General features: G+C 65.0%; 12 protein-coding genes and 1 pseudogene. 3 read left to right on the forward strand and 10 right to left on the reverse strand.

Annotated elements, in window-relative coordinates:
- The first annotated feature begins 122 nt into the window (after positions 1–122).
- Positions 123–623: an alkaline phosphatase D family protein gene (locus KS03_RS09505; RefSeq protein WP_230674371.1), complete on the forward strand. Its 501-nt coding sequence runs from the start codon at positions 123–125 to the stop codon at positions 621–623.
- 133 nt (positions 624–756) lie between these two features.
- Here KS03_RS09505 and KS03_RS09510 read toward each other — a convergent pair whose 3' ends face one another.
- The gene (locus tag KS03_RS09510; RefSeq protein WP_012733730.1) at positions 757–990 is read right to left on the reverse strand and encodes a hypothetical protein; all 234 of its coding nucleotides are present in this window, start codon (positions 988–990) and stop codon (positions 757–759) included.
- Positions 991–1,588: 598 nt separating this feature from the next.
- Between KS03_RS09510 and KS03_RS29785 the strand changes: the two are divergent.
- Positions 1,589–2,083 (forward strand): annotated as a pseudogene (locus KS03_RS29785) (IS5 family transposase); the annotation flags it as partial.
- A 23-nt stretch (positions 2,084–2,106) separates the two neighbouring features.
- Positions 2,107–2,844: an IS6 family transposase gene (locus KS03_RS09515; protein WP_012733728.1), complete on the forward strand. Its 738-nt coding sequence runs from the start codon at positions 2,107–2,109 to the stop codon at positions 2,842–2,844.
- 112 nt (positions 2,845–2,956) lie between these two features.
- Here the strand turns inward: KS03_RS09515 and KS03_RS09520 are convergent, their stop codons facing one another.
- The 9 genes from KS03_RS09520 to KS03_RS09560 all read right to left on the reverse strand — a co-directional run bounded on the left by KS03_RS09520 (position 2,957) and on the right by KS03_RS09560 (position 12,648).
- Entirely contained in the window at positions 2,957–4,366 is a 1,410-nt protein-coding gene (locus KS03_RS09520) for a class II 3-deoxy-7-phosphoheptulonate synthase (protein ID WP_012733727.1), read from the reverse strand.
- A gap of 81 nt (positions 4,367–4,447) precedes the next feature.
- Entirely contained in the window at positions 4,448–5,491 is a 1,044-nt protein-coding gene (locus KS03_RS09525) for an MDR family NADP-dependent oxidoreductase (protein WP_012733726.1), read from the reverse strand.
- Positions 5,488–6,381: a class I SAM-dependent methyltransferase gene (locus KS03_RS09530; protein ID WP_232252163.1), complete on the reverse strand. Its 894-nt coding sequence runs from the start codon at positions 6,379–6,381 to the stop codon at positions 5,488–5,490. The genes KS03_RS09525 and KS03_RS09530 overlap by 4 nt, the downstream gene beginning before the upstream one ends.
- The gene (phzG, locus tag KS03_RS09535; RefSeq protein ID WP_230674373.1) at positions 6,354–7,064 is read right to left on the reverse strand and encodes a phenazine biosynthesis FMN-dependent oxidase PhzG; all 711 of its coding nucleotides are present in this window, start codon (positions 7,062–7,064) and stop codon (positions 6,354–6,356) included. The genes KS03_RS09530 and phzG overlap by 28 nt, the downstream gene beginning before the upstream one ends.
- Positions 7,030–8,238 (reverse strand): PhzF family phenazine biosynthesis protein, encoded by a 1,209-nt coding sequence (locus tag KS03_RS09540; RefSeq protein ID WP_012733723.1) that lies wholly within the window; start codon positions 8,236–8,238, stop codon positions 7,030–7,032. The genes phzG and KS03_RS09540 overlap by 35 nt, the downstream gene beginning before the upstream one ends.
- A gap of 43 nt (positions 8,239–8,281) precedes the next feature.
- Entirely contained in the window at positions 8,282–10,213 is a 1,932-nt protein-coding gene (locus tag KS03_RS09545) for a phenazine-specific anthranilate synthase component I (RefSeq protein ID WP_012733722.1), read from the reverse strand.
- Positions 10,210–10,833, reverse strand: a complete 624-nt coding sequence (locus KS03_RS09550; protein WP_012733721.1) for an isochorismatase family protein — start codon at positions 10,831–10,833, stop codon at positions 10,210–10,212. Before KS03_RS09550 ends, KS03_RS09545 begins: the two co-directional genes overlap by 4 nt.
- Positions 10,834–10,856: 23 nt before the next feature.
- The gene (locus tag KS03_RS09555) at positions 10,857–11,354 is read right to left on the reverse strand and encodes a PhzA/PhzB family protein (RefSeq protein ID WP_012733720.1); all 498 of its coding nucleotides are present in this window, start codon (positions 11,352–11,354) and stop codon (positions 10,857–10,859) included.
- A 49-nt stretch (positions 11,355–11,403) separates the two neighbouring features.
- Positions 11,404–12,648 (reverse strand): acyl-CoA dehydrogenase family protein, encoded by a 1,245-nt coding sequence (locus KS03_RS09560; RefSeq protein WP_230674374.1) that lies wholly within the window; start codon positions 12,646–12,648, stop codon positions 11,404–11,406.
- Positions 12,649–12,846: the final 198 nt, after the last annotated feature.

Raw genomic sequence — 12,846 nt, forward strand, 5'->3', positions numbered from 1 at the left:
ACGCTGACGTAATACGTTCTCTTTGCTGTCGTTGCGCTGACAACAACGCGAAATCAACCATGGACCGCCGCCACCGGCACGCTCGCCGCCTGCTCCGACGACGACGTGATGAACTGCGATTCGTGGGACGGCTACCCGACCCACAAGGCCGCCGTGCTCGCTTCCTGAAGCAGGCCAAGGTGTCGAACGTGGTGGCCATCACGGGCAACCTGCACGCGTTCCAGGCCGGCGTGGTGCGCAACCAGCCGGACCCGGCCGCCGGCACGCCGGTGCTGATCGATTTCGTCACCGTCGGCATCAGCAGCGCGTCGTTCTACAGCTATATCGTGCCGCAGACCGCTGGCACGCCGTATCAGGCGCTGCTGCCGCTGCTCGGCGTCACCGAGGGGGCGAGCTTCGACGCCGCGCTGCGGGCCTTCAACCCTGACCTGGCGTTCGCCGATCACGACGCGCAGGGCTACGCGTCGGCCATGGTCACGGCCGACGCGTTCTCGGTGGTCTACACCAAGGTCAAGCCGCTCATCGCCGACGGCAGCGCGCCCGCCCACCCGGTGCTCAAGCGCGCGCGACTGAGCGTGGCCTCGGGCAGCCACGCGATCCAGGTCACGCCGCTCGCCGGCTGAGCCGCGGCGGGCCGCTGGACACGCATCGGACCGCTACGGCTAGGTCGGCTTACCCCGGCTCGAGCGCGCGCGTCGCGCCGTGCCTCGCCGCCGCGGTGGCGCTCGTGCGCGACGCGCCGCCGTCCGAGCGCGATCACGAGCGCGGCGCGGCGCCCGCCTCGCTCGCGGCCCGCGCCTCCTTGGCCTTCTTGGCCGCCTGATGATGGCCGATCGCGCAGCCCGCGGCCGCGCCCAGCACGGCGTGGTGACCGGCGACATGACCGGCCACGCCGCCCACGGCGGCTCCCTTCAGGCAACCCGCCGCGTCGGCGACATTGGCCACGGCCAGCAGGCCCACACACGAGACAGCAATCCACAGACGTTTCATCATCGATCTCCTGGTTTTGAATCCACGCGCCAGGCAGCGGCTGGTGCCGGCCGGATCGGCCTGCCGCACACGCCGCGCTCCCTGCGCGAGTCGAGCCATTGTGCGCGGAGGGGCGACGCCCGGTCCACGGGCGATGCCGTTCGTTACCGAAGCGACAGAGCTGTTACATCCGCCGCTCGAACCGGAAGGCAATCGAAAGCCGCGGCCGTTCCGCAGCCGAGACGCGCCGCGCCCGCCCAGGGCACGAGGCGCGTGAACCGGTAGCCGTGGGGCCCGGCGAGCACCCGCAGGCAGGCCAAGCCGATCCCGTGCGGCGCCGGGTCCGCTGGGATGCCGTACACGAAGCAGCCGAAGCCCCAGCCGCCCGACCAGCGATCAATCAGGCTTCAGGATGCCTGAATAATAGCGTCCGCCGACGGCACGACACGGAACGAAGCGGATCGGCGCGGTTTCGCGGCATGGGGAGACGGGAAACGGGCCTCGCGCGCCGCTCATGAAGGTGTTTTTCTTCGAGACAGTTTCAAAAAGGCTCTGTGGGGCTGTTAACTTTCGCGGCTACCTATTACCCTCAGGCATCGGAGCAACCGAGATCGAGGAGATGGGCAAGCCGATCATCGACGACGAACTGTGGAGCTTGGTCGAACCATTACTGCCGCCACCCAAGCCGCGGCGCAAGAAGAACCCAGGCCGCTTGCCTGTTTCGAATCGCACCGCGCTGAGCGGCATCCTGTTCGTTCTCGAGACGAAACTGCGCCGGCGCGACCTGCCCGCCGAGATGGGCTGCGCTTCGGGCCTGACATGCTGGCGACGGCTGCGCGATTGGCAGACTGCGGGTGTATGGGATCGCCTGCACGGGTTGTGGCTCGCGAAGCTGCGAGCAGTAGACCAAATCGACTTCTCGCGAGCCGCTGTCGATTCATCATCGATTCGCGCCATTGGAGCGGGACAAAAACTGGGCCAAAACCTACCGATCGAGCGTGCCCCGGTTCCAAGCACCACATCGTCACCGGCGTCAACGGCACGCCGCTCGCCGCTCGCCGCGATCCTGACCCGCGCGAATGTCAACGACGCCACGGGTATTGTCAGGTTGTTGTGCGAAGGCTTGTGTAGTAGGGCATGAAGAAATCGACCGATGCCGTCCAGCCGTGCGTTGATTCGCCGATCTCGTTCAAAGGCTACCGCTTCCCACCTGACGTGATCAGCTACGCGGTGTGGCTGAACTACCGATTTCCGCTGAGCCTGCGCATGGTTGAGGAAATGCTGGCGGCACGGGGCATCGAGCTGACCCATGAGACGGTGCGATGCGGGGCCATGAAGTTGGGTCTGGCGATCGCCCGGCACATCCGTTCCACGGCCTCGAGCCGCAGTGACAAATGGCACCTCGACGAGATCGCGATGACCATTCGCGGCGTGAAGCATTGGCTCTGGCGAGCCGTAGATCAATACGGCGCGGTGCTCGATGTCCTGGTTCAGCGCCAGCGCGACACCGCGGCGGCCAAGCGACTGATGCGCAAGCTGCTCAAGCGCCACGGCCGCCCGCGCGTCATCGTGACGGACAAATTGCGCAGCGACGCGGCGGCCAACACCGCACTCGGCCTGAGTGCCGAGCACCGGCAGCACAAGGGGCTGAATAACCGCGCCGAGAATTCGCACCAACCGACTCGCGTGCGCGAGAAGGGGAAGCGCCGTTTCAAATCAGCGTGTCAACTGCAGCGATTCGCGTCCATGCACGGCCAGGTTTCCAATCTGTTCATGGGCGGCCGCTATCATCGGGATGCGAAACGCAAGCGCGTGGCCCGTTCCCAGGCGAAGGCGGCCTGGGAACGGGCATCGTGCACCCGCTCGGTCACGTAAGCGAATCGCTGGCGGGCTCACCTTGCCCCTTCCGCGCACGGCTATCGAACAACTTGGCAGTACCTGTAGCAACGCTCGCCGTCATCCGACCGAATTGCTGCATACCGCCTCGCTATGCATACGCCGTGTGCCGCTCGGCGCCAATTTCGGCAACCGGCGTCGTACCCAACTTGCGCACAATCAGCATCGCGATCTCCAGCGACTGCTCATAGTTCAACCTCGGATCGACGGTCGACTTGTAAGCGCGGGCCAAATCGGCCTCAGTCAGATTGCGCGCGCCGCCCAGGCATTCGGTCACGTCTTCCCCGGTCAGTTCCAGATGCACGCCGCCCAGATGCGTGCCGCAGGCGGCATGAATGTCGAAGGCAGCCTCGAGCTCAGCGTTAATGTTCTCGAAACGCCGTGTCTTCACGCCGCCCGGGGTCGTTTCGCCGTTGCCGTGCATCGGATCGCAGCACCACAAGACACGCCGGCCCTCGGTCTTGACGGCATGCAGATGCTTCGGCAACTCCGCTTCGATCTTAGCCGCGCCCATGCGCGTGATTAGCGTCAAACGACCGGCCTCGTTCGTGGGGTTCAGCGCGTCGATCGTGCGCAGCAACTGGTCGGTGCTCAACCCGGGCCCGATTTTCAGGCCGATCGGGTTGCGGATACCGGAGCAATATTCGACATGCGCGCCGTCCAGTTGCGCGGTGCGCATGCCGATCCACGGAAAATGCGTCGACAGGTTGAACCAGCCCCAATGCCGATGCGCTTGCCGCGCCATCGCCTCTTCGTAGTTCAACAGCAGGACCTCATGTGACGTGAAGAAATCGACTCTCGCATCGCTGTCGGAGGGCTCGCCCGCGAGCGCCTCCATGAAGCGCAGCGATTCGCCGATCGAGTGCGTCATCTTGCGATATTCGCCATAAAGCGGCGAATGCGATGCCCAGGCCAGATCCCAATGTTCGGGGTGGTGCAGATCGGCAAAACCGGCATCGCTCAGCGCGCGCACGAAATTCATCGTCAGCGCCGATCTGGAATGAGCCTCGAGCAGGCGCTGCGGGTCGGGCTCGCGCGCGTCTTTCGTAAAAGCGCGGGCGTTGACGATGTCGCCGCGGTAGCAAGGCAGCGTCACGCCGTCGCGCGTTTCGGTATCCGCCGAGCGCGGCTTGGCGTACTGGCCGGCAAAGCGGCCGACCCGAACCACTGGCAGCATCAAGCCATGCACGAGCACCAGGCTCATCTGCATCAGCACTTTGAGCCGATTGGCGATGATCGGCGCCGTGCAATCGGCGAAGCTTTCCGCGCAGTCGCCACCCTGCAGCAAGAAGCATCGTCCCTCTGCAGCGTCTACGAGCTTGCGTTTGAGCGTCAGCACTTCCCATGCGGCGACGAGCGGCGGCAGTGCTTGTAGCTGGGTCAAGGCGCGGTCGAGCGCCGCCGCATCGCGATAAACCGGTTGTTGCAACGCCGGCTTCGTCTTCCAGGAAGCCGGCGTCCAATTCTCGGCCACACGCGCCGAAGAGAGATTGCATTCCACAGTTCCACTCCCAAAATGAAATGCTGCCGATCGAACGGGTGTCGTCGCCTGGCATGCACGCGACGCCCACGCGCCGTAGCGCTACAGCTTGACGAGTACCGTGCCCAGATAACGTCCGCCGGCCGTTTCGCACAACGCCCTCGGCGCGTCATTGAGGCCGTCGATCACCGTATGCGGGAACACGATCTCGCCGGCGCGCAGCCACTGCGCGAAACGCTCGAACCATTCGCCCTTCGCCTCCGGATTGGCGTCGGCGCTGTAGCCCACCATCGTGATCCGCTTGAGGAGAAATTGAACGGTATCGATTTCGGCAGGCGCGGTCCGCCCCGTTCCCGTCGCGGCAAGCTGGCCCGACAGCGCGCCGAGGATCAGGAAGCGCGCCCCTTCGCGGGCGGCCGTGACGGCCGCCTGCAATTGTTCGCCGCCGACCGAATCGATCAGGACGTCGATGCCGCCCTGCGCCGCTTCGAGCAACTGCTCTGCGAACGGCGTGCTGCCGCCACGCATGACGGCGGCGTCATACCCAAGCTCGGAAACCAGCCGTCGTGCCTTTTCGCGCGAACTCGTGCTGCCGATCACGCGCCACGCTCCCAGCCGCCGCGCGATCTGTCCGGCCATCGCGCCGATCGCACCGGCCGCGCTCGTGACGAACACCGTGTCGCCCGGACGGATCGTCACGCCGCGCGTCAGCGCCGCGTAGGCGGTCCAGCCGTGCCCCAGGTAGCCGAGATAGCCTGCGGGCTCGGGCAGCGCCTCACCGACGCGCTGACAGCCCCATGCGGGCACCACCGCGTAGTCTCGCCACCCGTGGAAGTGCGTGACGATGTCGCCGGACGACAACCCGCTGTCGGCAGGCGCGCTCACCACCTCTCCGAGCGCTTCGCCCATCAGCGCGTCACCCGCCGACAAACACGGAAACGGCACACCGGGCACGTCTTCCGCGCCTTCGCTGATCATCGCGCGCAAGGAAGCCGAGACCAGGAAATAGCGATTGCGCACCAGCACGTCGCCGGGGCCCGCCGCCGGCGCGGCGGCGGTGACGATTTCGAAATCGTCCGGTGTCGGCAGGCCTTTGAGCCTCGCCTTCAAGCGCACGTCGCGCCGCATGGGAATCGACAGATTCATGATCCGCTCCCGCCGGGCGCCGTGCGCGTCGATGAGGCGAACCAGCCCGCCGGGATGCGCGCGACGCTGCGGCCGTAGGCTATCGTCGGATCGTCCGAGGCATGCACGGTCGCCGTCCAGCCGTATCGGCCGAGCCAGTCGCGCACATCGTCGCGGGACGAGAGCCAACGAGCGCCCTGCGATTCGACGCGCGCACGGGCTTCCTTGCCCTCGTCGCTCATCATGCGCGCGGCGAGATGCTCGAGCATGAGCGCGCTGCCCGGCGCCGACAGGTCGGCCACCTGACGGATCAGCGCATCGCAGTCCGTGTCGCGCAGGTACATCAGCAGCCCTTCGATGAGCCAGATCGTGGGCTTGGCGGGATCGAAGCCGGCCACGCGCAACGGGTTCGCCCAATCCGAGGTCAGATCGGCGACGATAGGCCGCCAATCGCACTGCAGCGGCAATCCGGCCTGTTTCATGAGCTCGCGCTTGAAAGTGATGATGTCGTCGAGATCGAGCTCGAACCAGCGCGTACCGGACGGACAGGCCAGACGCGCCACGCGGCCGTCCATGCCAGCGGCCAGCGTGACGACCTGCTGTATTCCGCGGCTCAGGTTCGCGCGAATGGCATCGTCGAAGTAGCGCGTGCGGACAACGAAATATTGCGGAAAGTTCGCGCGCCGCGCGACTTCGCTGACGTGCTCATGCGTCGGCGTGCCGGCCAGGTGCTCGATCAGCGCCGCAGCGAACGGATCGTGAAACAAGGCATCCGGGCGCAGGCTTTCGGCATGACGTTGCCAGGCAATGAACAGTGCGGTTTGGCCGACGCCAACCGGAATATCGAAAGTAGACACAGACAGGTTCCTTATCCGCAAGAGAATCAAGGTTGGAGTTGCATGGTTTTCCAAGCGTCGCCATTGCGTTCGTATCTGAGGCGCCGGTGAAGCCGGTCGGAGCTGGCGGCCCAGAATTCCATCTCGTGAGGCTCGAGCCGATAACCGACGAAGCGCGGCGGCCGCGGCAACGCGACGCCAAGCGCGAGCAGCTCGGCGGCGTGCGCGAGCAGCGCTTCGCGGTCGACGAGTTCGTCGCTCTGGTGCGAGGCGCTCGACATCGCGTGCATCGGCACCGCGCGTCCGAACCAGAGCTTGTCGTTCTCGCTTTCCTCGAGCGGAACCGCCCGGCCGGAAATCATGATCTGCTGCCCGGTTTCACGCCAATACAGCAAGCCCGAGGCCCAGCCTGTCTCCGTGAGTTCGCGTCCTTTGCGGCTCGTCGAATGCGTGCAGAAAATCACGCCGCGGTCGTCGATCGAGGAGAACGCGATGATGCGCGAAGACATGCGCCCGTCGGACGTGGCGGTCGCGAGCGCGAGCGCCTTGGGCTCGCGGACGCCCGCGACGTCGGCCGCAGCGAGCCAACGCTTGAGCAGCGTGATCGGCTCGGACGGCGGGTCGTCATATTCGGGGAACAGGACATCGACGCGTCCCGTGAGGCTTTCGAATCGACTGGTGTTCATGGCAGTGTTTTCTTGATGGCAAAAGGCGGGGGCGACGCTAGACGCCCAGGCGGCCGCGCGCGACGACGACACCGTGACCGCTGACCTCGACCGCCTCGATGTGGTGCTCCGAGCCGCTCACCCGCGCATGCATGTGCGAGGGGCGCTTGATCTCGACGCCTTGGAGAAGATGCAGCGGCTCGCCCCACGAAATCAGTCCGTGGCGGGCAAGGTGAATGGCGATGGGGCCGGCGGCGGAGCCCGTCGCCGCATCCTCGACGACGCCGTAGGCCGGCGAGAACATCCGGCAGCGCCAGTGGTCGCCCGCCGGTGCTAGGCACATGGCCGACATATCCTCGAACTCAGCCAACGCGCGATGGTCCGGATGCACGTCGGAAAGTGCGGAGGCGTCGGGCAACGTGACGAACACGTGACGCGGTCCGTTTCGATAGGCCTCCACGGGCAACACGGACGCTTCGACGCCGAGCGCTTCGAGCAGACGCCCGGCGCGATCAAAGCGCGTCCACGCCGGGATCGGCTGCTGCATGGTGACGTAAGCCTCGCCGGGCGCATCGGATCGCACTTCGAACGGCACGAGCCCCATGCCCGTCTCGAACACGAAGCGATCCTGCGCCTTGACGTGCCTGAGGGCCACGGCCGTGCCCAGCAGCGGATGGCCCGCGAACGGCAACTCGTTGACCGGCGTAAAGATGCGCACGTGCACGTCGCCACCCTGCTTCGGCGGCATCACGAACACCACTTCCGACAGATTCATTTCGCGGGCGATCCGCTGCATGCGCTCCGCCGGCAGCGGAACGTCGACCAGGAAGACGGCAACCGGGTTGCCTTCGAGCGGCGTGCGCGTGAAGGCATCAACGACGATGTAGTCGATGGGATGCGAAGCATGGATCGGCGCCGCCGCGTGTGTATTCGCGTGCGATGCCGCCGGTTCGAGCGCGCGCATGCGCGCCGCGATCTCACCGCTCGCGGCGCTTGCCTGCACCGAAAAACGCAGCCGCTCGGCAACCGGCAAGCCGATCAGCGTCTGCGCGTCGTTCGGCGGCAGTAGATGCGCGGGCGGACGCTCGCCGTCCCAGAGCATGATCGCGCCCCAACGATTCCTGTCTTCGTCGGCGATCCAATGCTTCTCGCGCAAGCCCGGCACGTTCGACCAGCGCGCGAGGGTGCTGTCGTCCACACGCGCCTTCAGCGATTCGATGCTCTGTCCGGAACCGTCGAGGTTCCACCAAACGATGTCGACAATCATGAAACGCGTGTCCTGTAGGGTTCTATAAAAGCGTGAAGAATCGTCAGGCCGTCACCGATGTCATGCGTTTTTCGCGGCGTATCGCGTGTGTGATGGCTTCGCCGAGAATGCGCGGCCCGTCGACGGTCAAGACCGATTCGGCGTGGAATTGCATCGAGCTGAACGTCGGACCGCGCAAGGCATGCACTTCACCCGTGCGCGGATCGCGGCTGATGGCCAGCGTGCCGACGCCGTCGATTTCCATTTCGTCCCGGACGGTTCGTGCGACATACGTGTTGTAAAAGCCCACGCGCTCGCGCTGGCCGAACAGATCGATCTCGACCTGGATGCCCTGATTGGGCACCTCGCGCCGCACGAGCGGAATGCCGAGGATGGCGTTCAGGATCTGATGGCTCAGGCAGACGGCCATGAACGGCTTGCCCTCGTCGATGAGATGCCGCAGCCACGTGTAGAGGCGGGCGATGCGCGGATCGCCGGCGTCGCTCGGGTCTCCCGGGCCCGGCCCCATGACGACGACGTCGTAACGCGCGAGATCTACCGCGTCGTGAACGCCGCACACTTCGGTGGTGAGGCCGAGCGACGACAATTGCTGGGCGATCATCGCCGTGAAGTGATCTTCGGCGTCGACGATGAGCGCGCGGCAACCGCTCAACTCAGCCAACTCATCGACCATCTCGCGTTGTCGCCCGCCATATGGCCGAAACCAGAACTCCGCGATGCCTTCGTTGCGCTCGTGCAGCGCCGCCTGCACCGATGGATGCTGTCCGAGCGCAGGGCCGGATTCCGGCGGATCGAATGCGTTCGATAGCGCGGCCACCTTGGCATGCGTCTCCATGACTTCCGATACCGCGTCTGAATGCCGGACGAGCGTCGAGCCGACGCCGATGCGAACGTGGCCGGCGCGATCGATTTCCGCGGTGCGGATCAGGATGGCGGAGTCGAGCGTGCGCTCGCCGCGCGCATCGCGGCCGATCAGCGCTGCAATGCCGCTGTAGTAGCCTCGGCCGGCCCGCTCGTGCCGCGCGATCACGCGGGTCGCGCTTTCGATCGGACTGCCGGTGACCGTCGGCGCAAACATCGTTTCGCGCAGCAAGTCGCGGACGTCGGCCTCCGTATGCCCGACGATGAAATATTCGGTGTGGGCGAGCCGCGCCATCTCGCGCAAGTGCGGACCCGTGACCTGCCCGCCGGTCGGGCAGATGCGCGCCATCATCTTGAGCTCTTCGTCGAGCACCATGTACAGCTCGTCGGATTCCTTGCGATCGCCGAGAAAAGCGTTGATCCCGTCGATGGTCGGTCCGCTTTGCGGATATCGATAAGTCCCGCTGATCGGGTTCATCGTCGCGCAGCCTTCATGCAGCGTCAGGTGGCGCTCCGGCGTGGCGCCGACGAACGTACGTTCCCCGGTATGAATCACGAAGATCCAGTACGCGCCGACCTCCCGGCGCATCAGACGCTTGAACACCGCCAGCGCCTTCGCGGGCGAATAGTCGTCGAGATTGCCCTCGAGCGTGCGCTTGATGACGAAGTTCGAGCCCGCGCCGGTGCCGATCTCGTCGGTGATGACGCGCTCGACGATCTCGGTGTAGGCCTCGTCGTCGATATCGAAGTGACGCTCACCGAGCGCGGTATCGGCATCGGGAATGGCGGCGAGCGCAAGCTGCGCGGATATTGTTTCGTGCTCGTCGCAGGTGATGGCGACGAGCGGCGCGCCGTCGTCGTGTGTTGTGAAGCCGCGCTCGTGCAGTTGCCTGTATGGCACGAGCACAAGCAACTCGTGACGGTTCGCACCCGCTGCCGTCGGCGCGGCCAATGGAAGCTCGGCCAGGGAGGACGGATAGGAAACCGCGCCGGCGAAGACGTCGATCGTCGCGCGCTCCCCGGCGCTACCCGTCGAACGTGCGATCAACGCAAAGCACGGCGCTTGTCCGTCGAGGATGCGGTTGAAAAGGTTGCGATTCGGATCAGCGTTCATGCCAGCGCCTCCTCGGTGCTCACCACCTTGCCGCAACGCGTGGCTACGTATTCCAGGGCCTGGTGATGGTGGTCTTCGGAAAAATCCGCCACGCCATCGGCGACGAAGAACGGTTGAATGTCGTTCGTGAACGCATCGACGGCCGACATCATTACGCCGATGTGCGCGTAGACGCCACACAACATCAGCTGATCGCGACCGTTCTCCCGCATGCGCTCGCGCAGGTCGGTGCGGAAAAATGCGCTGTAGCGCCACTTCGTGAGCATCCAGTCGTCCGGAGACGGGCCGACAGCCTCCGCGACGTCCCGATCGGCCGGCGTCGTCTCCATGCCCGGGCCCCAAAAATCGCGTAACAAACCGCGTTCCTTCTCGGTCATGCGTCCGGGATGGGCCGTGTACGCGACGGGAATACCGGCCTGCTTGCACCGTTTGCGCAGCGACGCGACATTGGTCGTCAGCGTCTCGCGCAGCGTCGGCGGCAACGGCGAAAGGAAATAGTTCTGCATGTCATGGATGAGCAGCAGCGCGCGCGACGGGTCGACACGCCATGACACGACATTCTCGGGCAGGCTGCTCGAATCGGGCAGCGCGTACGGTTGAATCGACGGGATACCAGCCATTTGTCTCCTCCGTTGAGTATGCGTCAGCTCGGTAGGCCATCCCGGCGCACTTCGGGAACCTCGATACCCAACGAACGGAATTGCTCGCAAGGGTTCATGAATTCGCGCTGCTCCTTGATCAGTCCGTTTTCGAAGCGGAACGAGTGAAGGAAGTGATTGCGGTAATGGCCTTGAGGGTAGCCGGGGAAAATAATCGCGCCTTCGCCGCGGCACTCGACCCAGAACCAGTTCGGGTCTTGCGTTTCGAAGATCTGGATGTCGGTCCAGACCCAGTCGGGGAAGCATTGCAGCGACCACACGGCGTGCTCGCCGAGCTTCTCGCGTCCGCGAATCGCGATTGGCTGGCCGCTGTCGGTCGTCCACAGGCCGCCGACGCCATCTTCCGTGAACAATAGGTGGCGCTTGAGCCTTGCTTCGCCACGCGTGTGCATGTACTGCTCGACGATCTTCCGGTTGTGCTGCCGGACCGCGGCGTGCGCGTGATTTTCCGGTCGGTTTTCGAGGGATTCGACGTCTGACATGCAAGCTCCTGAAGTCAAAGAGGGCCACCCGCCGGGAGGCCGCGTGGGATTAAACGAGGTAGCTGATTTCGCGCGGATCGAGGCCGACGAGCGCGCGGCCGTAGACAAGTTGCGGAATGCCCATCCCGAAGCCCGCGTGGCGGCTCGCCACGTTCAGATCGCGCCAGATCAACTGCAGCGGATTGGATTCCATGAAGGCGGCGCTGCCGTAGGCCGTCATGAGGCGATCGATGGCCTCGCGGCACAGGCGCGTGACGCGCGTCGATTCCATCCGAAAACGCGAACGCGTCACTTCGTCGGGCAGGACGCCGGCCAGTGCGTGGTGCTCGACCGTTTCGACGATGCGGCGGGCGTGCAGCTGCGCGCCGTCGATCATCATCGAAGCTTCGGCGAGATCGGTCTGGAACGCCGGCGAAACAGCCTGGCTCTTGAACGTGGACGAGGCGACACGGCGCTCGTGGGCCTGATCGCGCACGAGTTCCAGCGCGGTGACGAGCGCCCCGAGTTGCGGTCCGAGCAGACCGATCGACAGCAAGCCCGAGAACGCGCCGCTATATAAACGGTGCCGTTCCGACGGCAGGCGCGACCGGCCCTGCACGATGGGCGCGTAAGGCGTCACGCGATGGCGCGGAATGAACAGCCGGTTCGCCACGACCGTGTTGCTGCCGGTGCCGCGCATGCCCGTGATATGCCAGGAGTCGCGGACTTCGAGCTCGTTCATCGGCATGAGGACCAAGTTGATCGTCTCGTCGTCGGCATCGACGCCTTTCGGGATCAGCGCGCCGATCCATTCGGCATGCAGGCTGCCCGATGCATAAGCCCACTCTCCCGTCACCACCACACCGCCGTCGACGCGTTCGACCTGGGCGCGCGAAGGCGCAATGATGAGCGCGGTGCGCGTGTCGCGGTTGCCGCCCCACACGTCGTCCTGCGTCCTCTCGGGGAAGTGGGCGATCATGTAGTTGCCCATGTTGAGCACGCTCGTGACCCACGCCGCCGAGCAGCAACCGCGCCCCAGTTCGTAGCAGACGTCGAACAGCGTGGCGGGACCCGCTTCGTAACCGCCGAGCCGGCGCGGCGTGAAAAGCCGCATCAGCCCGGCATCGGTCAGCGCGGTGACGGCACGCTCGGTCAGGCGGCGCCCGGCATCGGCAGCGCGCGATTCTTCCGCGAGCACGCTGGCGACTTCTGCCGCCTTCGCGATCAATGCCTCATGCTCGACCACCGATTCATCGAGCACAATGGCGTCATGTCCAGCCGAATTCCCTTCCTGCAAGATGCGTTCATCTGTCATTTCACGAGTCGTGCACTGCGAGTTCTGTATCGTGCTCAAGGCGTCTCCAGAAGAAACTTACAATCTTTATTGTTTAAAAATTCAAAACAATAATGTTTGTGAGAAATTTGACCATCAATCAACCAGGAAATCGAAGCAAACGAGATCCGTCAGCCTTATTTGCTGCACCCTTAACTGGGAAAATATCACGCAACATCA

Source organism: Burkholderia glumae LMG 2196 = ATCC 33617 (genome assembly GCF_000960995.1).
In the GTDB taxonomy this organism is placed as follows: Bacteria; Pseudomonadota; Gammaproteobacteria; order Burkholderiales; family Burkholderiaceae; genus Burkholderia; species Burkholderia glumae.

What these genes read in the sequence shown, in the direction of transcription:
- KS03_RS09510 (WP_012733730.1), bottom strand. Translation starts at nt 990, where the DNA reads ATGAAACGTCTGTGGATTGCTGTCTCGTGTGTGGGCCTGCTGGCCGTG.
- KS03_RS09515 (WP_012733728.1), top strand. Translation starts at nt 2,107, where the DNA reads ATGAAGAAATCGACCGATGCCGTCCAGCCGTGCGTTGATTCGCCGATC.
- KS03_RS09525 (WP_012733726.1), bottom strand. Translation starts at nt 5,491, where the DNA reads ATGAATCTGTCGATTCCCATGCGGCGCGACGTGCGCTTGAAGGCGAGG.
- KS03_RS09540 (WP_012733723.1), bottom strand. Translation starts at nt 8,238, where the DNA reads ATGATTGTCGACATCGTTTGGTGGAACCTCGACGGTTCCGGACAGAGC.
- KS03_RS09545 (WP_012733722.1), bottom strand. Translation starts at nt 10,213, where the DNA reads ATGAACGCTGATCCGAATCGCAACCTTTTCAACCGCATCCTCGACGGA.
- KS03_RS09550 (WP_012733721.1), bottom strand. Translation starts at nt 10,833, where the DNA reads ATGGCTGGTATCCCGTCGATTCAACCGTACGCGCTGCCCGATTCGAGC.
- KS03_RS09555 (WP_012733720.1), bottom strand. Translation starts at nt 11,354, where the DNA reads ATGTCAGACGTCGAATCCCTCGAAAACCGACCGGAAAATCACGCGCAC.
- KS03_RS09560 (WP_230674374.1), bottom strand. Translation starts at nt 12,648, where the DNA reads ATGACAGATGAACGCATCTTGCAGGAAGGGAATTCGGCTGGACATGAC.